At 66.1% G+C, this 20336-nt stretch carries 19 protein-coding genes; 9 read left to right on the forward strand and 10 right to left on the reverse strand.

The window, feature by feature from the left end:
* The first annotated feature begins 42 nt into the window (after positions 1-42).
* From pdeM to RXV95_RS11930, 5 genes are all read left to right on the forward strand, one after another.
* Positions 43-750, forward strand: a complete 708-nt coding sequence (pdeM, locus tag RXV95_RS11910) for a ligase-associated DNA damage response endonuclease PdeM (protein WP_338466262.1) — start codon at positions 43-45, stop codon at positions 748-750.
* Positions 751-1004: 254 nt separating this feature from the next.
* Positions 1005-1526, forward strand: a complete 522-nt coding sequence (gene infC / locus RXV95_RS11915) for a translation initiation factor IF-3 (protein WP_338466263.1) — start codon at positions 1005-1007, stop codon at positions 1524-1526.
* Between the two features lie 176 nt (positions 1527-1702).
* Complete coding sequence (locus RXV95_RS11920; protein ID WP_338466264.1) at positions 1703-3112, forward strand: DASS family sodium-coupled anion symporter; 1410 nt, start codon at positions 1703-1705, stop codon at positions 3110-3112.
* A gap of 204 nt (positions 3113-3316) precedes the next feature.
* Positions 3317-4636 (forward strand): cystathionine gamma-synthase family protein, encoded by a 1320-nt coding sequence (locus RXV95_RS11925; RefSeq protein WP_338466265.1) that lies wholly within the window; start codon positions 3317-3319, stop codon positions 4634-4636.
* A gap of 157 nt (positions 4637-4793) precedes the next feature.
* Positions 4794-5969, forward strand: coding sequence for an acyl-CoA dehydrogenase family protein (locus tag RXV95_RS11930; RefSeq protein WP_338466266.1), 1176 nt, complete (start codon positions 4794-4796; stop codon positions 5967-5969).
* 78 nt (positions 5970-6047) lie between these two features.
* On the opposite strand, the gene RXV95_RS11935 is transcribed toward RXV95_RS11930, so the two are convergent.
* Positions 6048-6257, reverse strand: a complete 210-nt coding sequence (locus RXV95_RS11935) for a dodecin (protein ID WP_338466267.1) — start codon at positions 6255-6257, stop codon at positions 6048-6050.
* A gap of 153 nt (positions 6258-6410) precedes the next feature.
* Here RXV95_RS11935 and RXV95_RS11940 point away from each other — a divergent pair, with 153 nt between their 5' ends.
* Positions 6411-7553: an aminotransferase class V-fold PLP-dependent enzyme gene (locus tag RXV95_RS11940; RefSeq protein WP_338466268.1), complete on the forward strand. Its 1143-nt coding sequence runs from the start codon at positions 6411-6413 to the stop codon at positions 7551-7553.
* A gap of 25 nt (positions 7554-7578) precedes the next feature.
* Here the strand turns inward: RXV95_RS11940 and RXV95_RS11945 are convergent, their stop codons facing one another.
* Entirely contained in the window at positions 7579-7968 is a 390-nt protein-coding gene (locus RXV95_RS11945; RefSeq protein ID WP_338466269.1) for a PilZ domain-containing protein, read from the reverse strand.
* Positions 7969-8187: 219 nt separating this feature from the next.
* The gene (locus RXV95_RS11950) at positions 8188-9009 is read right to left on the reverse strand and encodes a hypothetical protein (protein WP_338466270.1); all 822 of its coding nucleotides are present in this window, start codon (positions 9007-9009) and stop codon (positions 8188-8190) included.
* 249 nt (positions 9010-9258) lie between these two features.
* Here RXV95_RS11950 and RXV95_RS11955 point away from each other — a divergent pair, with 249 nt between their 5' ends.
* The 3 genes from RXV95_RS11955 (at position 9259) to RXV95_RS11965 (ending at position 14111) form a co-directional block, all read left to right on the forward strand.
* On the forward strand, positions 9259-10605 hold the full coding sequence (locus RXV95_RS11955; RefSeq protein ID WP_338466271.1) for a radical SAM protein: 1347 nt from the start codon (positions 9259-9261) through the stop codon (positions 10603-10605).
* Positions 10606-10713: 108 nt separating this feature from the next.
* Positions 10714-11328, forward strand: coding sequence for a bifunctional 4-hydroxy-2-oxoglutarate aldolase/2-dehydro-3-deoxy-phosphogluconate aldolase (gene eda / locus RXV95_RS11960; RefSeq protein ID WP_338466272.1), 615 nt, complete (start codon positions 10714-10716; stop codon positions 11326-11328).
* Positions 11325-14111, forward strand: a complete 2787-nt coding sequence (locus tag RXV95_RS11965; protein ID WP_338466273.1) for a phosphoenolpyruvate carboxylase — start codon at positions 11325-11327, stop codon at positions 14109-14111. The genes eda and RXV95_RS11965 overlap by 4 nt, the downstream gene beginning before the upstream one ends.
* Positions 14112-14159: 48 nt before the next feature.
* Here RXV95_RS11965 and ccoS read toward each other — a convergent pair whose 3' ends face one another.
* The 7 genes from ccoS to ccoO are packed head-to-tail and all read right to left on the reverse strand — an operon-like array spanning position 14160 to position 20334.
* The gene (gene ccoS / locus RXV95_RS11970; protein WP_338466274.1) at positions 14160-14348 is read right to left on the reverse strand and encodes a cbb3-type cytochrome oxidase assembly protein CcoS; all 189 of its coding nucleotides are present in this window, start codon (positions 14346-14348) and stop codon (positions 14160-14162) included.
* Entirely contained in the window at positions 14345-16459 is a 2115-nt protein-coding gene (locus RXV95_RS11975; protein WP_338466275.1) for a heavy metal translocating P-type ATPase, read from the reverse strand. Before RXV95_RS11975 ends, ccoS begins: the two co-directional genes overlap by 4 nt.
* Positions 16456-16944 carry a FixH family protein gene (locus RXV95_RS11980; protein ID WP_338466276.1) on the reverse strand — a complete coding sequence of 163 codons (489 nt, stop codon included), beginning with the start codon at positions 16942-16944 and terminating at the stop codon, positions 16456-16458. Before RXV95_RS11980 ends, RXV95_RS11975 begins: the two co-directional genes overlap by 4 nt.
* Positions 16945-16968: 24 nt before the next feature.
* Positions 16969-18426, reverse strand: coding sequence for a cytochrome c oxidase accessory protein CcoG (ccoG, locus tag RXV95_RS11985; protein ID WP_338466277.1), 1458 nt, complete (start codon positions 18424-18426; stop codon positions 16969-16971).
* Between the two features lie 18 nt (positions 18427-18444).
* Entirely contained in the window at positions 18445-19371 is a 927-nt protein-coding gene (gene ccoP, locus RXV95_RS11990) for a cytochrome-c oxidase, cbb3-type subunit III (RefSeq protein WP_338466278.1), read from the reverse strand.
* Positions 19361-19573 carry a cbb3-type cytochrome c oxidase subunit 3 gene (locus RXV95_RS11995; protein WP_338466279.1) on the reverse strand — a complete coding sequence of 71 codons (213 nt, stop codon included), beginning with the start codon at positions 19571-19573 and terminating at the stop codon, positions 19361-19363. The genes ccoP and RXV95_RS11995 overlap by 11 nt, the downstream gene beginning before the upstream one ends.
* Positions 19570-20334 carry a cytochrome-c oxidase, cbb3-type subunit II gene (ccoO, locus tag RXV95_RS12000; RefSeq protein WP_338466280.1) on the reverse strand — a complete coding sequence of 255 codons (765 nt, stop codon included), beginning with the start codon at positions 20332-20334 and terminating at the stop codon, positions 19570-19572. Before ccoO ends, RXV95_RS11995 begins: the two co-directional genes overlap by 4 nt.
* Between the last annotated feature and the right edge of the window lie 2 nt (positions 20335-20336).

The following is a 20336-nucleotide window of genomic DNA, read 5'->3' on the forward strand; positions in this document are numbered from 1 at the left end:
CGCGGCTTGCCAAATGGCGCGCGCTGCGGCAAGGGAAAGCCCATGGTTCCCCTTTCGTTCGCGGATGAAGAATGGCGCACGGACGCGGGCCGATGGCTGTTCTGGCCGCGCGAGAACGCGCTGCTGGTGGCGGACCTGCACCTTGAAAAGGCCAGCTTCTTCGCCACCACGGGGCAGATGCTGCCGCCTTACGACAGCCGGGAAACGCTGGAACGGCTGGCGCTGGCGATCCGGGAAACCGGCGCGCGCCGGGTGTTCTGCCTGGGCGACAATTTCCACGACTCGGATGGTCCCGACCGGCTTGAGCCGCACGCGCGCGGAATGCTGTGCGCGCTTACCCGTGCGACCGACTGGGTGTGGATCACCGGAAACCACGATGCGGCCATGCCCGATGCGTTGGGCGAGACGGTGGGCGGCACGCTGGCCGAAGAGCTGGAACTGGGCGGCGTGGTGCTGCGGCACGAAGCCCGCGCCGGAGAGACGCGGAGCGAGATTTCGGGCCACTATCACCCCCGGATGCGGATCACCGCGCGCGGGCGCAGGGTGGTGCGCCCCTGCATCGTCACCTCGCAAGGCAGCGGCGGCGCGGGCGGACGCATGATCCTGCCCGCGTTCGGCGCGTTGACCGGCGGGATGGACGCGGCCGACCCGGCGATCCTTTCCGCCCTGCAACCCGCGCGGGCGATAGACGCGCACGTTCCCGCGGCGGGGCGGCTGGTCCGCTTTCCCCTATGGCGCGCCGCAGCCTGACGGCTGGCGCGCCGCGGCCTGACGGCAATCGCCCCCCGGAGCCGCGGCTGGTCCCTGTTTGGCGGGTGGCCCCGGATTGGCCCGCATCATCAAAAAGTTGCGAAACCGTGCCCGAAACCCCACATTGCAGGGTGGAAAGTCGCGCATGGCAGGCAATGCCCCCTTTATCGCATGGCACTTTGTGATATGAGCGCGCGCTAGTCGTTTGGAAGCAACCTGCAGGAGAAAGCACTATAGCTCCCCCACCCCGGCGCATGATGACGCCCCCCGTGAAGAGCGGGCCCCGTTACAATAACATGATCAACGTGCCCAAAGTGCGCGTGATCGACGAGAACGGCGAGAACCTGGGCGTCATGTACACCCGCGAAGCGATCGAGCAGGCGGCCGACGTCGGCCTCGACCTGGTCGAGGTGTCGCCCAATGCCGATCCGCCGGTCTGCAAGTTCCTCGATGTCGGCAAGTTCCGATACGAGGCGCAGAAGAAGGCGAACCTTGCCCGCAAGACGCAGAAGACCCAGGACATCAAAGAGGTCAAGATGCGTCCCAACATCGACGTTCACGACTACGACGTGAAGATGCGCAACGTGTTCCGCTTTATCGAGGACGGCGACAAGGTGAAGGTTACCCTGCGCTTCCGCGGGCGTGAGCTTTCGCACCAGCAGATCGGCATGGACCTGCTGCGCCGCGTGCAGGAAGACGTGGCCGAAATCGCCAAGATCGAAGCCTTCCCCCGCATGGAAGGCCGCCAGATGCTGATGGTGCTGGCGCCGAAGTAAGGCCTGCGCCCGGATCCGGACATTCGCGAGGGGGCGTGCCGCACGGCGCGCCCTTTTGCTTTGGCGCGGACCGGGCACAAACGCCCTCCCCCTTCCCGCACTGCACAAAAGCCGCTTGCGCCGCGCCCTGCGCCTGATAGCCTCTTGCAATCGGGGAAACGGGGACCAGCCGGCGCATGAACGCACGCAGTATCGGCTTCTGGATCGGCCTTTGCGCCTTCCTGCTGACGCTGCTTGTCCCGCCGCCCGGCTCCATGCCCGCGCAGGCGTGGCCGGTTGCGGGAATGGTGGTGCTGATGGCGGCCTGGTGGATGAGCGAGGCGATACCGCTTACCGCCACCGCGCTTGTCCCGTTTCTTGTCCTGCCGCTGACCGGCACGATGACCGCGGCCGATACCGCCTCTGCCTATTATTCGCCGGTGCTGTTCCTGATCCTTGGTGGTGCGTTCATCGCGCTGGCGGTTGAACGCACGGGCCTTCATTGCCGCCTTGCACTGGCGATCCTGCGCCACGTGGGCGAAGGCGGCGGCAGCGGGCGGCTGTTGCTGGCCTTCATGATTTCCGCCGCGATCCTTTCGATGATCATCTCCAACACCTCCACCACGCTGATCATGATGCCCATGGCGCTGGCCGTGATGGCGGGCGGCGGGATCAGGCCCGACGAGACGCGCGGGCTGGCGGGCGCGCTGCCCATCGGCATCGCCTTCGGCGCGACGATCGGCGGGCTGGGAACGATCGTGGGATCGCCCACCAACGCGATCTCGGTCGCGCTGCTGCGCCAGACGCTGGACTTCAACGTGTCGTTCGCGATGTGGACGGCGTTCGGCCTGCCGGTGGTGATCGTGGGCATCCCGCTTGCCGCCTTCATCATCGCGCGCACGCAGAAACTGGCGGACGACCGGTTCGACCTTCATGCCGCGCGCGACGCCATCGCGCAGTCGCACCACTGGACGGTGCCCGAACGACGCCTTGTGCCGCTGGTGGTGCTGATCGTGGTCGCATGGGTTTGCCGCCCGCTGTTCGACCCGCTGTTCCCGCCCGGCGCGCTGACGGACGGCACCATCGCCATTATCGGCAGCCTGCTGCTGTTCATCCTGCCCGACGGGACAGGCCGCCCGCTGCTGACCTGGGAAGAGGCGGACCGCGCGCCGTGGGGCGTGATCATGATGTTCGGCGGCGGGTTGGCGCTGGCAGCCGGCATGGGCGCGTCCGGCCTTGCAGGCTGGATCGGAGATATGCTTCTGCCGCTGGAAGCCGTGCCGCTTCCGGTGATGGCCGTCGCCGTTGTCGCGCTGGTCATCGTGGTGACAGAGTTTGCCAGCAACGTCGCCACGGCCAGCGGGATCATGCCCGTCGTCGCCAGCATGATCGCGGCGCTACACCTTGACCCGGTGCTGCTGGCCCTGCCCGTCGCGCTGGCTTCCAGCTGGGGTTTCATGCTGCCCGCCGGAACCGGCCCCAACGCCATCGCCTGGGCCACCGGGCACATCGCGCTGCCGAAAATGCTGCGCGCGGGCTTCATGCTGGACGTGGTCGGCGCCTTCATGATCGTGGCGCTGGTGTGGGCGATGGCGGCGCTTTTCTGATCGCGCTTCAACAGGTTGCACCGGCAACCGCCTTGCCTCTGCGGGCGCGATTTCCTATTCGCGTGGACGATCCGGCGGAGATGCGTTCCTGCGGAGGTTAGGAACCCTGGCCACGGTTGAAAATTCCGGCTCCCGCCTGCCTGGGAGCGTTGCAGGCGATGCTTTCGAGCGTCCGGGCAACGCCTGACAGATGCGAGGATAGCCATGAACGATCCTGTCACCCCCACAACCCCGCCCACGCCGCGGCGCAAGCCCAAGCCCGAAGCGACTACCATCGGTAACCGGCCACTGAAACCCGCCACCCTGATGATGGGCTTCGGATACGATCCCTCGCTTTCCGAAGGATCGCTGAAGCCGCCGATCTTCCAGACCAGCACGTTCGCCTTCGAGAGCGCGGCGGCTGGAAAACGGCATTTCGAAGGGATCACCGGCAAGCGTCCCGGCGGCGCGGAAGGGCTTGTCTATTCGCGCTTCAACGGGCCGAACCAGGAAATCCTGGAAGATCGCCTGTCGATCTGGGACGGCGCGGAAGACGCGCTGTGCTTTTCCAGCGGCATGACCGCGATCTGCGTGCTGATGCTGGCCTATTGCTCGGCCGGGGACGTGATCGTGCATTCCGGCCCGCTTTATGCGGCAAGCGAAGGCTTCGTCGCCAAGACGCTGACGCGCTTCGGCGTGACCTACCTCGACTTCGCGGCGGGGGCGAGCCGCGATGAAATCGACGCGGTGCTGGCACAGGCGAAGGACATGGCCGCGAAACAGGGCGGCAAGGTGGCAATGGTCTATCTGGAAAGCCCGGCCAACCCGACCAATGCGCTGGTCGACGTGGAAGCGGTGCGCGATGCCCGCGACGCGGTGCTGGGCAAGGGCGAATGCCCGATCGTCATAGACAACACGTTCCTGGGTCCGCTGTGGTCGCGCCCGCTCGACCACGGGGCCGATATCGTGGTCTATTCGCTGACCAAGTACGTCGGCGGCCATTCGGACCTTGTCGCGGGCGGCATCGCGGGGGCCAAGGCGTGGCTCGACCCGGTGCGCATGCTGCGCAACACGATGGGCGGTATCGCCGATCCCAACACCTCGTGGATGCTGCTGCGCAGCCTTGAAACGGTGGAGCTGCGCATGACCCGCGCGGGCGAAAACGCGGCGAAAGTCTGCGCCTTCCTGAAAGGCCACCCAAAGGTGGAGGGGCTGGGCTATCTGGGCATGATAGAGGACGCGCGGCAGAAAGACATCTTCGCGCGCCACTGCACCGGCGCGGGCAGCACCTTTTCGGTATTCATCAAGGGCGGCGAGGCGGAAAGCTTCCGCTTCCTCGACAGCCTGAAGATCGCCAAGCTGGCGGTCAGCCTTGGCGGCACCGAAACGCTGGCCAGCCACCCCGCGGCGATGACGCACCTTTCCGTGCCGGACGAGCGCAAGGCGAAGCTGGGCATCACCGACAACCTGGTGCGCGTGTCGATCGGCATAGAGGACGCCGAAGACCTGATCGCAGATTTCGACCAGGCATTGGCCGCGGTTTAACGGGCCGGCACGCAATCTGGCCCCGCGCCGTCCTTTGTCCTTTCCGGCAACCGGCGGTGCGGGGCTTCCGCACCGGACCCGTGTAAAGGCTTGGCAGTCCCGCCCTCCGCCCCTAGGGCAGCCCGGAAACGAACGGTTGGCCGGGAGAAACAAGGGCATGACGATCAGCGAACGGGCGAAGGGCATCGGGGCACGCGTGGAAGCCTTCGTGCGCGACATCGTGGTGCCGTATGAATCCGATCCGCGCCGCGACCATCACGGCGCGCCGACCGACGAGCTGGTTTACGAAATGCGCGAAAAGGCCCGCGCCGCCGGTGTCCTTACCCCGCATATCCTTGGTGACGGAGATCACCTGACCCAGCGCGAAACCGCCCATGTCCTGATCCGGTCCGGCCTGTCGCCGCTCGGCCCGCTGGCCTGCAACACGATGGCGCCCGACGAAGGCAACATGTACCTGCTGGGCAAGGTCGGCAGCCCGGATATCAGGGAGCGTTTCCTTGCCCCGCTGGTGGAAGGCCGCGCCCGTTCGGCCTTTTTCATGACCGAACCGGCGGAAGAAGGCGGCGCGGGATCGGACCCGTCGCTGATGAAGACCACCTGCCGGCGCGACGGCAACCACTGGGTGATCGATGGGCGCAAGGCCTTCATCACCGGGGCAGACGGTGCCAGCGTGGGGATCGTCATGGCAAAGGACGATAGCGGCGGCGCCTGCATGTTCCTGGTCGACCTGCCCGATCCGGCAATACGCATAGAACACGTGCCCAACACCATCGACAGTTCCATGCCCGGCGGCCACGCAACCGTGCTGGTAGACGGTCTGCGCGTACCGGCGGACCAGATGCTGGGCGAAGCGGGCGAAGGGTTCAAATATGCGCAGGTGCGTCTGTCGCCCGCGCGTCTTTCGCACTGCATGCGCTGGCTGGGCTGCTGCATCCGCGCGCACGAGATCGCCTCGGACTATGCCTGCCGCCGCGAAGCCTTCGGCAAGCAACTGGTCGATCACGAAGGCGTGGGCTTCATGCTGGCCGAGAACATGATCGACCTGAAGCAGGCGGAACTGATGATAGACTGGTGCGCAGGCGTGCTGGATACCGGTTCGCTTGGCACGGTCGAAAGCTCGATGGCCAAGGTGGCGGTGTCGGAAGCGCTGATGCGCATCGCGGACCGCTGCGTCCAGATGATGGGCGGCACCGGCGTGACCGACAAGACCATCGTGGAACAGGTGTTCCGTGAAGTGCGCGCCTTCCGCATCTATGACGGCCCCACCGAGGTTCACAAGTGGAGCCTTGCCAAGAAGATCAAGCGCGACTGGCGGCAGAACCGGGCGGACTGACGCGCCGTTCTGTCACCGGCGGGCGCCGTCCGCCTATTCGCCCCCCGATTATTCGTCCCCCCGATTATTCGTCCCCGATTATTCGTCCAGCGTGAAGCCGATCTTCAGCGTCACCTGGTGGTGAACCCGGCCATCGGGTTCGATATAACCGCGCGTACCGGTAAGTTCGTACCAGCGCACGTTGCGCAGCGTCTTGTGCGCGCGGTCCAGTGCGACGGCAATCGCCTTGTCGATTCCGTCGTGGGACGTGCCGACGATCTCTGTCAGCTTGTAGACATGGTCGCTCATGATGTTCTCCGTTCCTTGGTTCCGCTCCTTGGCCCCGTTCCCTGGCCATGCACGCGCGTTTCACGCGATGGGCACGCTGACCGGGAACGAACGGCGGGTTTGACGAGCGTGCCGTTTACTGGATATCGGGCCTGACCTTACCTGGAGACCCGAATGCCCGGCCTGCGCCCCGACATCGATCCCGATGGCCTGCTCGAATACTCGGTGGTGTTCACCGATCGCTCGCTCAATCACATGAGCGGCGCCTTCCAGCACGTCATGCGCGATATCCATCAGACGCTGTGCGAAGTTTACAACGCCTCGCGCGCGGTAGTGGTTCCGGGCGGCGGGACTTACGCGATGGAAGCGGTGGCGCGTCAGCTTGCCACCGGCGAAGACGTGATGGTGATCCGCAACGGGTTCTTTTCCTATCGCTGGACCCAGATATTCGAAATGGGCGCAATCCCTTCGGGCGAGACGGTGATGAAAGCCCGGCGGCAAGGCAACGGCGGGCCGGCCGACCCGTTTGCACCCGCCCCGCTTGACGAAGTGATCGCCGCGATCCGCAAGGGCAAACCCTCGCTGGTCTTCGCGCCGCACGTCGAAACGGCCAGCGGCATGATCCTGCCAGACGATTATATCCGTGACGTGGCAGACGCGGTGCACGAACACGGCGGGCTGTTCGTGCTCGATTGCATCGCTTCGGGCTGCGTGTGGGTGGATATGAAGACCTGCGGCGTGGACGTGCTGATCTCCGCCCCGCAAAAGGGCTGGTCCGCCCCGCCCTCGGCCGGGCTGGTGATGCTGAACGAAGCCGCGCTGGAACGCTGCAAGGCGCGCACCTCCACCAGTTTCGCGATCGACCTGGCGAAATGGCTTTCAATCATGGAAGCCTACCTGAACGGCGGCCACGCCTATCACGCGACAATGCCGACGGACGCGCTGCGCACGTTCCGCGACGCCATGCTGGAGAGCAAGGCCTATGGCTTTGAAAGGCTTTGCGCCGCGCAGTGGGAACAGGGCAACGCGGTGCGCGCGATGCTGGCCGCGCGCGGCGTGAAGTCGGTCGCCGCCGAAAGCTTTGGCGCGCCGGGCGTGGTGGTCTGCTATACCGACGATCCCGACGTGCAGAACGGCAAGAAGTTTGCCGCGCTGGGCCTTCAGGTCGCGGCGGGCGTGCCGCTGATGGTTGACGAAGGCCCGGACTACAAAAGCTTCCGGATCGGCCTGTTCGGGCTGGACAAGTTGAAGGATGTGCCCGCCAGCCTCGCCCGGCTGGAAGCCGCGTTCGATCAGGTGTTCGGAAAGGCCGGCTGAGCAGAGGCGCACCGCCGCGCCTGGATCAGTTCAGCCGGTCGCCCAGCCTGACCTTCGGAAGCGGCGCTTCCGCCTCCTCGTCCCCATCCGCGATCCTGTCGTGCCGATAGGAACGCGGCGCCGTTACCCGCAGCTTGTTGCCTGTCGCATCGACGAACGTGGTTCCGTCCAGCGGCTCGGCGAAGGTCATGCCGACCCAGGAACCGTCACGCCATGCGGCATGGCCGGTGACACGCGTATCGCCGAAGGTCAGTTCCACGATCTCTCCCACGTGCGGCCGGGTCGACACTTCGACCAGCGCCCCTTCCCGCGAGATATCGCGCACGCGCACATCCTGCGGGCCGGACAGCCCATCCAGCCGCCCGTGCAGAAGAACACGCGCACGCTTGCGCGATCGTTTTCTGGTCGTGGCCATCGTTTCCCCCCGGATAACCGGAGACAGGGGTAACCAGCCGCGGATTGACAAATCGCTAATCCGGGCCGGTTTGCCGATCGGTCCCGAAGCGGACAGCTGCCAGCAGACAGATCGTCATCCCGGCGCCAGATCGTCAATCCGGCGAAAGCCGGGATCGCTCACGGTGACGCGAGACGCGCGAACAGGGCACTCCACCCCGCACTGGATTTCGCAGTGGGGTCAATTTTCCATGCCCGCCCCGAACGGCCAGCGCGCGCCGTGCCTGTGCAGCAATTCCTGCACGAAATGCCGCTCCAGTCCCGAACGATGCAAGTCCACCCCCACGACGACCGATCCCTTCAGCACGCTGGCGGCATAGAATTCGGCCTCGCGGCCATCCACGTCTATATCTGTCAGCATCCGGGCGATTGCGCCGCCCGTGGCGCCCAGCGCCGATCCGAATGCGCCGATGCTGCCCAGCGCCTGCGCGGCGATGCCGCCGGCCGCGGCAAGGCCGCCTATTCCGGGGGCGAGCAGCAGGCCGACACCGAGCAGCGCGCCGACGATCCCCCCGCCCGATGCCGCGCTGGCGATGCTGGTCTTGCTGTGGCCTTTCGGGATGATACTGCCCGGCTGGATGAACTGCCCGGTGCGCCACATTTGCGAAATCGCCCGTTCGGGCACGCGGTTCGCCTTCAGGCCGATGATGGCCGCTTCGGCGCTGCTCCGGTCGGGGAATATGCCGGCAACGATGTGCGAACAGGCCGACACGTAATCGTCCAGCGCCGCCCTGAATGCCTTGTGGAAGCCGTTGCGCCTGCCTTCGGTTTCGAATTCCGCCCGCAGCCCGGCATTGGCCTGAAGCCGCCTGAGGTTGTCCGACAGGTCGGGATTGAACATGGTGCGCAGCAATTGCTCCACCGTCGACGGCCTCAGCGCCTGATCCGTGCCGCGATTGATCCACGCAAGCGCCACGGGCCTGGGATAGCCGGCCGCCAGGTAATTGAGCGCCGGAAGATCCTGAACCTTGATGACGAAGAAATGGATGGCGGCTTCTCCCAACCCGCTTGCCCCGCTACCCTTCGAAAATGGGCCTGGCGGAAAATGGGTCCGGTGGACGGAAAAGCAATATAGCACATACGCCAAGTCGCGGGCATCCGCCTTTCGTGCGCCGGCGGATGCGTTGCCGAAGGCTCGCTGACGCATAGCAGATGCGATTGCTGCACATTTTTTATCGCGTCCGGAATGAACCGGTCCGATTTTGTCTTATCTCAATGAGCGGACGCGCTTTGGCGGGCATTGGCCATTTCCATGACGCACGCACAGGCCAGGCCCGAACGCTATGCCGGCTGGGATTACTATCCCGAGCTGCTGGCAACGCCTGTTCCGCGCTATACCAGTTATCCCACGGCGGCCGAATTTACCGACGGCGATTTCGCGCCCGCGCATCGGCAGGCGCTGGCTGACTTGCGCGGCTCTGCCTCGCTGTATGTCCACATCCCGTTTTGCGAAAAGATCTGCTGGTACTGCGGCTGCAATACCAGCGCGGCCAATCGCACCGGCCGCGTCGCCAGCTATCTGGAAGCATTGCTGGCAGAAATAGAGATCGTTTCCGGCCTGCTCGATCCGTCGGTGCGCATCACCCGCATCGCGCTGGGCGGGGGAAGCCCGAACGCCATCACGGCCACCGATTTCGTGCGGCTGATCGATTGCCTGTCGCTGCACTTCCGTACCGAAGCGCCCGATATTTCCATAGAGATCGATCCGCGCAGCCTTACGCGCGAATGGCTGATGGCGATGCGCGGCGTGGGTGTGAAGCGCGCCAGCCTGGGCGTGCAGACGCTCGATCCGAAAGTGCAGGCCGCCATCGGGCGCATCCAGCCGCGCGAGGATATCGAACGCGCGGTGGAAAATCTGCGCGAAGCGGGCGTCGCCTCGCTCAATTTCGACCTGATGTACGGCCTGCCTTTCCAGGACGACACGGTGCTGGCCGAAACGCTGGACGCCACGATCGGCATGGCGCCCGAACGCATCGCGCTGTTCGGCTATGCCCATGTGCCGCACATGATCGCGCGCCAGCGCAAGATCGACGATAGCGAACTGCCGGGACAGGTGGCGCGCTTCCGCATGGCGGCCGAAGGTTATGCGCGGCTGGCGCGCGCGGGGTATCGCCCGGTGGGGTTCGATCATTTCGCGCTGCCGCACGACGACCTGGCCCGCGCCGCCGACAGCGGAACGCTGCGCCGCAACTTCCAGGGGTTCACCGAAGACCAGGCGCCTTCGCTGATCGGGCTTGGCGCGACCGCGATCAGCGAGTTTCCCGGCCTGCTCGTCCAGAACGAGAAGAACGCGGGGCGATACAGGATGCTGTCGGCCGCCGGCAAGGTGACGGGGCGGCGCGGCGTGCGGCGCACCGATGAAGACCGCCGGCGCGGCGCGGTGATCTCCGCCCTGCTGTGCCAGGGGCAGGCGATGGTCGATCCCGAACTGCTTTCGGGCGTGCGCGACCGGCTTGAACCGTTCATCGCGCGCGGGCTGGCGCGGCTTGACGGGCGCCATCTGTCGCTGGAATGCGGCTCGGAACCCTATGCGCGGACCATCGCCGCGCTGTTCGATGCTTATCGCGCAGGGCCGCACAAGTTCAGTTCGGCGGTCTGATCGCTTCCAGGAAATAGCTATTCGTTGCCCCGCGACCCGCGTTTTGCGGGTGCGAAACGATCCGTTGCGCGTTACCCTTCTGTCGCAAACAGCGAGAGGGACAGGCACGTGAGCGCGATCGAAACCATCATGCGGACCGCCCCGGTCATCCCGGTTCTGGTGATCGAGGATGTGGAACACGCGGTTCCCGTCGCCCGCGCGCTGGTGGCGGGCGGGCTGCCCGTGCTGGAAGTCACGCTGCGCACGCCCTGCGCGCTGGACGCGATAGAGGCGATGAAGACGGTGGAAGGCGCCATCGTGGGCGCGGGCACGGTTATCTCTCCGCAAGACCTTGCCGCCGCTATTGCCGCGGGCAGCGAGTTCATCGTCTCCCCCGGCCTGACGGAGCCGCTGGGCAAGGCCGCCGTGGGGGCGGGCATCCCGTTCCTGCCCGGCATCGCCAACGCGGGCGACATCATGCGCGGGCTGGACCTGGGCCTTACCCACTTCAAGTTCTTCCCGGCCATGGCGTCCGGCGGCCTTCCCGCGCTGAAGGCGCTGGCCGCGCCGTTCTTTCAGTGCCGCTTCTGCCCCACGGGCGGCATCACCGCCAAGTCCGCGCCCGAATGGCTGGGCTTCGATCCGGTGCTCTGCGTGGGCGGAAGCTGGGTGGTGCCCAAAGGCGCGCCGGACGAGGCCCGGATCGAGGCCGCCGCGCGCGAAGCGGCGGGGCTGGCCGCATGAAGTCGCTGGAAGCCCTTAGCGATCGCTTGCAGGAACTGCACCGCCAGACTGCGGAAACGCCGCTGTTCAACCCGGTGTTCCAGCTCAGCCACGATCTTTCGCGCGAACTGGAAGCCGGTCGGTCGACGCTGGACGATGTGGAAACGCTGGTGGCCGGTCTGGAATGCCGCGCGCTGAAGACCCGCGCGGAGCGGCTGCACCGCCTTGTCGCCCCGATCGGAGACGCTGAGAACGCCGCCGCGCTGGATGGCCTGTTGCCTGACGAGGACGGCTTCGCCCAGTTCCGCGCGCGCTGGGAACGCCCGCTGATGCACGCGGTGTTCACCGCGCACCCCACCTTCCTGCTCACCCCCGCGCAGGCCGATGCCGTGGCCGCCGCCGCATCCAGCGGTGACGAGATAGACGCGACAACCTGCACCGGGCCGGGCGAAGGCCCGCAGGTTACGCTGGAATTCGAACATGGCGAAGTAAGCCACGCGATCGGGGAAGCGGCGGCCGCGCGCGATGCCATGGTGCGCAGGCTCTATGCCCATGCGCGGCAGCGCTGGCCGAAAAGCTGGCTGGACTTCAGGCCGCTGCCGTTCCGCTTCGCTACCTGGGTCGGCTATGACATGGACGGCCGCACCGATATTTCGTGGACCACCTCCATCGCGTTTCGCCTGCGCGAAAAGGCGCTGCGGCTCGCGCGGTATCGCGCGTCGCTGGAACAGGCCGATCCCGCGCACCCGTTGATCGACACGCTGGCAAGGGCGCAGGCACGCGCCGGCGAGATGGCGGAGGCGTTCTCGCGCCCGCTGGACGATCCGGCGGAACTGGCCGACGCCGCCAACACGCTGACCGCCGATCACCCGGACAAGCTGTTGAGCCTTGCCCCGCTGATCGAAGCGCTGGAACGCGATGCGCAGGACTGCGAGGACGAGGACCGCGCGCTGGCACTGGCCACGCTGGCCGCCGCGATGCGGGCAGACGGGCTGGGGCTGGGCTGGATTCATTTCCGCGTCAATTCCTCGCAACTGCTGAACGCGCTGCGCCGCCGGATCGACCCGGAGGGCGTTCTGGACCTTGCAAGCAAGAGCGCGCTTTCGCGCCTGCGCGAACTGCTGGCGGAAGTTGAGCCGCTGCGCGTGAACTTCGCCGCGCTGGCGCTGGAGACGTCAACCGCGATGCGCCAGTTCCTGGCGATGGCGCAGATCCTGCACCACATCGATGCCGATGCGCCGATCCGCATGCTGATCGCCGAGTGCGAACAGCCGCAGACGGTTCTGGCCGCGCTCTATTTCTCGAAGCTGTTCGGCATCGCGGGCAAGGTGGACGTTTCGCCGCTGTTCGAAACCGAAGCCGCGCTGGAACACGGCGGACGGTTCCTGAACGCGCTGCTGGCAGAAGATGCCTATCGCGAATATGCCCGGCAGCGCGGGCGCGTGGCGATACAGACCGGGTTTTCCGATGCCGGACGCTTCATCGGCCAGATACCCGCCGCGCTGGCGATAGAGCGGCTGCAGGGCCGGCTTGCCCAGGCGATGAAGGCCAACGGCCTGACAGACGTTGCCGCGCTGGTGTTCAACACCCACGGCGAAAGCATGGGGCGCGGTGCGCATCCTTCGGGCTTTACCGACCGATTGACCTGGCCGCTTTCGCGCTGGGCGCGGCAGCGTTTTGCCCGCGCGGGCATCGCGCTTGAACCGGAGGCGAGCTTCCAGGGCGGGGACGGATATCTGTTCTTCCGCAACCGCGCGCTGGCGCTTGCCACGCTGACGCGCATTGCAGAGGCCGAAGTGGCGCTGGCGGGCGGCAACGGCGACGATCCGTTTTACGACCGCACCGACCTTAGCCTGGACTTCTATCGCTCCATTCGCCGCGTGCAGCGCGACCACCTGGAATCCGCGACCTATTCGCGCGCGCTGACCGCGTTCGGCCTGGGCCTGCTGAAAACCACCGGCAGCCGCGTTTCGCGCCGCCAGTCCGACATCGGTTCGGACCGGTCGATGAGCCTGCGCCAGATCCGCGCGATCCCGCACAACGCCATCCTCCAGCAACTGGGCTATCCGGTGAACGTGATCGCCGGAGTGGGCACGGCCGCGGGGGAAGAAACCGAAGCGATTGCCGAATTGCTCGCCGCGTCCGAACGCGGGCGGCAACTGGTTCGGCTGTTGAAATCCGCCAATGCGCTGGCCAGCATCAAGACAGTGGCCGCGCATGGCGAACTGTTCAATTCCGCCTATTGGGCAAGCCGCCCCTATCGCGGAACAGAGGAACAGCTTGAACCCGCCTGCCTGGCGCTGGCCGAGCACCTGACGCGCGACGATCGCACCGGGGTTTTCCGCCGCCTTGCCTCTCGCCTGCGGGTCGACTGGATGAAGCTGCACCGCCTGCTGGCGCTGGTGCCGGGCGGCAGCCGCGAACGCGATGCGCGCGGGAACGAGGACCGGCGCATCATCGGCCTGCTCCAGGCGCTGCGCCTTTCGCTGCTGATGCACATGTTCCTGCGCACCGTGGAAGTGCCGCCCTTCGCGCGCGCCAACGACGTAAGCCGCGATGACGTGCTGGAAATGGTGCTGTCGCTGCGCGTGGACGATGCGCTGGCCCAGTTGCGCCGCGCCTATCCGGTGGCCGCGCCGGAACTGGGCGATTTCGCGGTGGACGAACCTAGCGACTATCCCGATCATCCCGGTGAAGACTATGGCGCGGTGCGTGCCCGCTTCATCGACCCGATCGAACGCGCCCACACGCTCAATCTGCGCATAGCAGTCGCCATCGCGAACTATTTCGGCGCGCACGGATAATACCAACCTGCACTGATCCGTTCGAATGCGTTGGTTTTCCGCGGGTCGTCAGCCGGAATCGCCGGTCCGCTTGCCGGAACTGTCGATTTCGTCTTCGTCCTCGTCGTCGATCAGGATGCGCGCGGCGGCGCCGTCCAGGTCGTCGAACTGGCTGTTGCGCATCGCCCAGAAGAACGACGCCAGCCCGACCAGCCCCATTCCGATGGCAATCGGCACAAGGAACAGCAGGTTGTTCATTTCGCCGCCCGCACCAGCCGCAGCGAATTGCCGACCACCAGCAGCGAGCTGGCCGACATGGCGACGGCGGCGATCAACGGCGTCACCATTCCCGCCATCGCCAGCGGCACCGCCAGCACGTTATAGATCACCGCCAGCGCGAAGTTCTGCTTCACCACCGCCATCGTCGCCCGCGCCGCGCGCACCGCGCGCGGGATGGCGAGCAGCGAATCCCCGGTGAACACAAGGTCCGCCGAATGGAGCCCCACGTCGCTGGCCGAACCGGGCGCCATCGATGCATCGGCCTTCATCAGTGCCGGCCCGTCATTCAGCCCGTCCCCCACCATCAGCACCTTGTGCCCGGCCTGCTGCAACGCGATCGTCGCGTCCTGCTTGGCGGCGGGCGATACTCCGCCCCTGCCCGCAAGCCCCGTCTGCCCGGCCACTTCGGCCACGGCCTCGGGCGCATCGCCCGACAGGATGGAAGCCTCCACGTGCAGCGCGGAAAGCCGCGCCAGCGCCTCTGCCGCGTCGGGCCGGAGCGCATCGGCAAAGCGGATGAGGCGCGGCGGCGAGCCGTCTATCGCCAGCACGCTTGCCGTCCCCTCGCCCCGCTCGGGCCGACCGAGAGAAACGGTGCGCCCGTGCCACAGCGCGGTCAGTCCGCGTCCCGGCTCTTCGTGCACATTTGCCAGCGTCTCGGCGCGAACGCCCCGTGCGGAAAGCGCGGCGGCCAGACCGCGCGAAAGCGGATGCTTGCTGTTGCTGGCGAGCGCCAGCGCCACGGCGGCCTCTTCCACCCCCATCGCCTCTATCGTGGCGGGATCGGGAACCGGGCGGCCCATGGTGAGTGTGCCCGTCTTGTCCAGCAGCGCGCGGTCGACCCCCGCCATGCGTTCCAACGCGGAGCCGTCCTTCACCATGATCCCGCGCTTCATCAGCGCGCCCGCCGCCACGACCTGCGCCACCGGAACGGCAAGCCCCAGCGCGCAGGGACAGGTGATGATCAGCACCGCGATGGCGACGACCAGCGACTTGTAAAGCCCCGCCCCCGCGATCATCCAGCCGACGAAGGCCAGCGCGGCCAGCGTGTGCACCGCCGGGGCATAAAGCCGCGCGGCGCGGTCTGCCACGCGGACATAGGCGGACTTGGACTGGCTCGCCGCTTCCATCAGTTGCGCGATTTCCGCAAGCGCGGTGCCGTGGCCGGTGGCGGTAACCCGCACGTCCACCGGCGCATCCAGGTTCAGTGTACCCGCCAGCACATCCGCCCCCGGACCGACGGGAACGGGCGCGCTTTCTCCGGTCAGCAGCGACTGGTCGAAACTGCTGGTGCCGGACAGGATCGTGCCGTCGGCGGCAAGGCGTTCGCCCGATGACACGCGCATCACCATGCCGGGCGCCAACCGCCGCGCCTCTACCCATCCGGTCAGCCCGCTATCGTCCACCACGGTCGCGCCGTTGGCGGCCTGTCGCAGCAGGGCATCCACCCCGGCGCGCGCGCGGTCGCGCATCATGGCGTCAAGCACGCGGCCGATCAGCAGGAACACCAGCAGCATCAGCGTGCCGTCGAACCACGCGTCCTTGCCGCCGGTCACGACCTCGTAAAAGCTGAGCGCGGTCGCCAGGATCACGCCGATGGAGATCGGCACGTCCATGTTGGTGGTCCACTTCTTCAGCGCCGCCCATGCAGAGGTGAAGAACGGGCGGCCCGAATAGGCGATGGCGGGAACCGCGATCAGCGCGGAGATCCAGTGGAACAGGTCACGCGTGGCGCCGCCCGCGCCCGCCCATACGCTGACCGAAAGCAGCATCACGTTCATGCCTGCGAAGGCCGCCACCGCCAGCGGCGCAAGCAGCGGCTTCACCGCGGAAGGCGGCGGCGCGATGTCTTCACGCGGCTGGGCCTCGAACCCCACGGCGGCCAGCGCGTCCACGATCTGCGGTATCTGCACCTGCCCGTCGTGGATCACTTCCACGCTGCGCGCGGTCAGGTTCGCGCGGGCGGACGTCACGCCGGGCAGGTTTCCGAAGGCGCGTTCCACCTTGGCCATGCAGCCCGCGCAATGCATCCCCGGCACGTTGAGGACGCTGCAGGTTCCCGGCGCCTCTTCCCGCGCCGGGGCGTTCACTTTACTTCCCCGGCCGTCCGCCAGGACCGTCCCTCGGCCTTTACCAGCACGCGCACGTACCAGCGCCCTTCGGGCAGCGCGCCGGAATAGGTGCCGGGCGCGCCTTCGACCAGCGCGATGTTGACGGGCGGTTTGCGGCCCAGCGGATGTTCGGCGAACAGGCGGACCTTTGCCGAAGCGATCGGCTTGCCCGCGCTATCCACAAGCCGCGTCTGGAATGCGCCGGCGCCGTTGCGTTCAAGCGAGGCTTTCCAGCCCAGCGCCTTTTCGCGGTCCGCTTCGGCCAGCCACGTGTTGAAGTGCTGGCTGGCGACATAGGAGTTTTCCACCACCAGCCCGCCGAATGTCGATACCGCGAAGCGCGCCATCAATACGTTCACCGCGATCACCACGCCGAAGAAGGCGACCAGGATGATCGTGATGTGACGGCCCGTGAACTGACCCTTGCGGGACGGCCGGGGTGTAGAGCGGCTTTCGGGGATCATGGCCTGTCTCTTTTCCTGGTTGGTTCAGTCCGGCGTGGTGAAGGTGGTGCGTTCGGTATCGGTGCCGCCTTCCTTGTCCATCGCGCGCAAGTTGAACGAGAAGTCTCCGCCCTCGGCACCGGGGCCTTTTTCGGTCACATAGACGCGCAGGCGCATCGTCTCGTCGGCGGGAACCTCGAAGGTGAGTTTGCGGGACGCGTCGGTCGCTTCCATCTCGTCGGTATACATCGATCCAGCGGCAAGCCCGTCAAGCGTGACTTCCATCTTGCGCGGGCGGTCTTCCATGTTGCGCAGCTTCACGGTGTAGCCGTTGCGCACCGATCCGCTGGACAGCAGCACGTATTCGGGATTGCGGTCCTTGGCCACCGACAGGTCGAGCCGGGTGCGATGGCCCAGCATGAACAGCAGGCCAAGGCCCAGCGCCGCCCAGATGCCGAAATAGATCAACGTGCGCGGGCGGAACAGCGTCTTCCTGATCGGCGTGTGCGGCTCTCCGCGCAGTTCGCGCGCGGTATCGTCAAGCGTGGTGTAATCGATCAGGCCGCGCGGACGGCCCACCTGCCCCATCACGCGATCGCAGGCGTCGATGCACAGCGCGCAGGTGATGCAGCCCACCTGCGTACCTTCGCGGATATCTATGCCGGTGGGGCAAACCGCGACGCACTGGTTGCAATCCACGCAGTCGCCAAAGGCATCGGGGTTCTTTTCCGCCTTCTTCACGCTACCGCGCGGCTCTCCGCGCCAGTATTTATACGTGACCAGCAGGCTCTTTTCATCGAGCATCGCGGTCTGGATGCGCGGCCAGGGGCACATATAGACGCACACCTGTTCGCGCATGAAGCCGCCCAGCCAGAACGTGGTGAAGGTGAGCACGCCCACCGTGGCATAGGCGACGGGCGCCGCCTGCCCCGTCCAGAATTCGTGCTGAAGCGTGGGCGCATCGGCGAAATAGAAGATCCACGCGCCGCCGGTAAGGAACGCGATCAGCAGGTAGATCGACCACTTGAAAACCCGCCGTGCCACCTTGGCCGGCCCCCACGGCGCCTTGGCCAGCCGCAACTGGGCGTTGCGGTCCCCGTCAAGGAAGCGGTCCACGTGCTGGAACAGGTCTGTCCACACGGTTTGCGGGCAGGCATAGCCGCACCACGCCCGGCCCACCGCGCTGGTGACCAGGAACAGGCCGATGCCCGCCATGATCAGCAACCCGGCCACGAAATAGAATTCCTGCGGCCATATCTCGATATTGAACATATAGAAGCGGCGGTGCGCCAGGTCGATCAGCACCGCCTGGTCCGGCGCATAGGGGCCCCGATCCCATCGGATCCACGGCGTCCCCCAATAGACGAGCAGGCAGAAAGCCATGATCGCCCACTTGAGGCGGCGGAATGTGCCGTCGATCTGTTTCGGGAAAACCTGCTTGCGCTTTTCGTACAAGCCGATTTCATTCGAGTGATCGACGGCGACGGGATCGGGGCGGTTCATGTCAGACGACCTGTGCTTTTACTGCGCTTCACCGGCGGGAGCGGCATCCGCCGCGGCCGGAGCCGCAGCCGGGCTGGCCACGCCACCGCCACGCGAGTGGACATAGGCGGCCAGCATCTTAATCGTAACCGGATCGAGACGCCCACCCCAGTTCGGCATCTGGCCGTAATGGGCGTTTGTCACCGTGTTGATCAGATCCTTGCGGTCACCGCCGTAAAGCCAGATCGCGTCGGTCAGGTTCGGCGCGCCAAGCGTCTGGTTCCCCTTGCCGTCCGCGCCGTGGCACACCGCGCAGTTCTGCTCGAAGATTGCCGCACCGGCCTGCGAGGCCGCGCTGGGCTTTTGCTGGCCGCTGATCGTCTGGACGTAGGTTACCACCTGGTCGATCTGGCTTGCCGTAAGGATGCCGTCCTTGCCGAACGAGGGCATCTGGCTCATGTGGCTTTCCGGATCGGCCGCCTGGCGCACGCCATGCGTGATCGTGTAATCGATCTGGTCGATCGTGCCGCCCCACAGCCAGTCGTCGTCGTTCAGGTTGGGATAGCCCTTGCTGCCCGCCGCGCCCGCGCCGTGGCACTGCACGCAGTTCACCTTGAACGCGGCCGCACCGCCTTCGATCGCCGCGCGCATCAGCTTCGGATCGTTCGGAAGCTGGTCGAGCGGGGTCTTGGCAAGAGCGGCAAGGATCGGTGCGCGTTCGGCCTGCTCGGCTTTCATTTCCTTGTCGAACTGGCCGCGGCTGGTCCACCCCCATATCCCCGGCGTGCCGCCGTTGATCAGCGGGATCGCCGGATAGACGACCACGTAACCGATCGCGAAGGCGATGCAGGCATAGAAGGTATAGAGCCACCACTTGGGGAGCGGCGTGTTGAGTTCCTCGATACCGTCCCATTCGTGCCCCATGGTCTCGGTACCGGTGGCTTCGTCGATGCGCTTATCTGCCATCGTCGTTTTCCTTCTTCGGATCTTCTTCGCCGGGTTCGTCGTCGTTGAAGATCATGTTCGCGGCGGCGCGGTTCTTTTCCGTGGAACCGGGCCGGAAGACCCAGGCGGCCAGACCCAGGAAAACCAGGGCCATGAACGCCAGGCCGATGCTGTCGGCAAAGTGCCGCAGCCCCTCGTAGATCGAGTGTTCGAACCCGGTCACCGCCCCGTCTCCTTGGCCAGGTCTTCCTGCGCGGTGGCGTCGTTCACGTCGACCATCGTGCCAAGAACCTGCAGGTAGGCGATCAGCGCGTCCATTTCCGAAAGCTTGTCCGGATTGCCGTCGAAATCGCGCACCTGCGCCTTCGGATACCGCTTCAGAAGCCCCGCGCTGTCCGCGTTGGGATCGGCCTGCGCCTTGAGATCGGCTTCCGCGTTATCGAGGTCTTCCTTGGAATAGGGAACGCCAACTTCCTTCAGCGTTTCCATCTCCTTGCGGATAGAACCTTCCATGTCGCCGGAACTGAGCGCCGTTTCCTTGAGATAGGCGTAGTGCGGCATGATCGATTCCGGCACGACCGATTGCGGGTTGCTGAGGTGCTGGACGTGCCATGCATCCGAATAGCGTCCGCCGACGCGCGCCAGGTCCGGCCCGGTACGCTCCGACCCCCACTGGAACGGGTGGTCGTACATCGATTCCGCAGCAAGGCTGTAGTGGCCATAGCGTTCGACCTCGTCCCGGAAGGGACGGATCATCTGGCTGTGGCACACATAGCACCCTTCGCGAACATAGATGTCGCGACCGGCCTGTTCGAGCGGGCTGTAGGGACGCATCCCCTTCACCTTTTCGATGGTGTTGTGGATCCAGAACAGCGGGGCGATTTCCACGATCCCGCCGATGGCCACCACGATGAAGGCACAGATGGCCAGCAGCGTGATGTTGCGCTCGATCGTCGCGTGACGCTCCAGGATAGTTTTTGCCATTG

Origin of the sequence: Novosphingobium sp. ZN18A2 (genome assembly GCF_036784765.1) — a bacterium.
Taxonomy (GTDB): Bacteria; Pseudomonadota; Alphaproteobacteria; order Sphingomonadales; family Sphingomonadaceae; genus Novosphingobium.

Excerpts from the sequence above, each read along its gene's own strand:
- pdeM (WP_338466262.1), top strand. The coding sequence starts at position 43 with ATGGTTCCCCTTTCGTTCGCGGATGAAGAATGGCGCACGGACGCGGGC.
- infC (WP_338466263.1), top strand. The coding sequence starts at position 1,005 with ATGATGACGCCCCCCGTGAAGAGCGGGCCCCGTTACAATAACATGATC.
- RXV95_RS11920 (WP_338466264.1), top strand. The coding sequence starts at position 1,703 with ATGAACGCACGCAGTATCGGCTTCTGGATCGGCCTTTGCGCCTTCCTG.
- RXV95_RS11925 (WP_338466265.1), top strand. The coding sequence starts at position 3,317 with ATGAACGATCCTGTCACCCCCACAACCCCGCCCACGCCGCGGCGCAAG.
- RXV95_RS11930 (WP_338466266.1), top strand. The coding sequence starts at position 4,794 with ATGACGATCAGCGAACGGGCGAAGGGCATCGGGGCACGCGTGGAAGCC.
- RXV95_RS11935 (WP_338466267.1), bottom strand. The coding sequence starts at position 6,257 with ATGAGCGACCATGTCTACAAGCTGACAGAGATCGTCGGCACGTCCCAC.
- RXV95_RS11940 (WP_338466268.1), top strand. The coding sequence starts at position 6,411 with ATGCCCGGCCTGCGCCCCGACATCGATCCCGATGGCCTGCTCGAATAC.
- RXV95_RS11945 (WP_338466269.1), bottom strand. The coding sequence starts at position 7,968 with ATGGCCACGACCAGAAAACGATCGCGCAAGCGTGCGCGTGTTCTTCTG.
- RXV95_RS11955 (WP_338466271.1), top strand. The coding sequence starts at position 9,259 with ATGACGCACGCACAGGCCAGGCCCGAACGCTATGCCGGCTGGGATTAC.
- RXV95_RS11965 (WP_338466273.1), top strand. The coding sequence starts at position 11,325 with ATGAAGTCGCTGGAAGCCCTTAGCGATCGCTTGCAGGAACTGCACCGC.
- ccoS (WP_338466274.1), bottom strand. The coding sequence starts at position 14,348 with ATGAACAACCTGCTGTTCCTTGTGCCGATTGCCATCGGAATGGGGCTG.
- RXV95_RS11980 (WP_338466276.1), bottom strand. The coding sequence starts at position 16,944 with ATGATCCCCGAAAGCCGCTCTACACCCCGGCCGTCCCGCAAGGGTCAG.
- ccoG (WP_338466277.1), bottom strand. The coding sequence starts at position 18,426 with ATGAACCGCCCCGATCCCGTCGCCGTCGATCACTCGAATGAAATCGGC.
- ccoP (WP_338466278.1), bottom strand. The coding sequence starts at position 19,371 with ATGGCAGATAAGCGCATCGACGAAGCCACCGGTACCGAGACCATGGGG.
- ccoO (WP_338466280.1), bottom strand. The coding sequence starts at position 20,334 with ATGGCAAAAACTATCCTGGAGCGTCACGCGACGATCGAGCGCAACATC.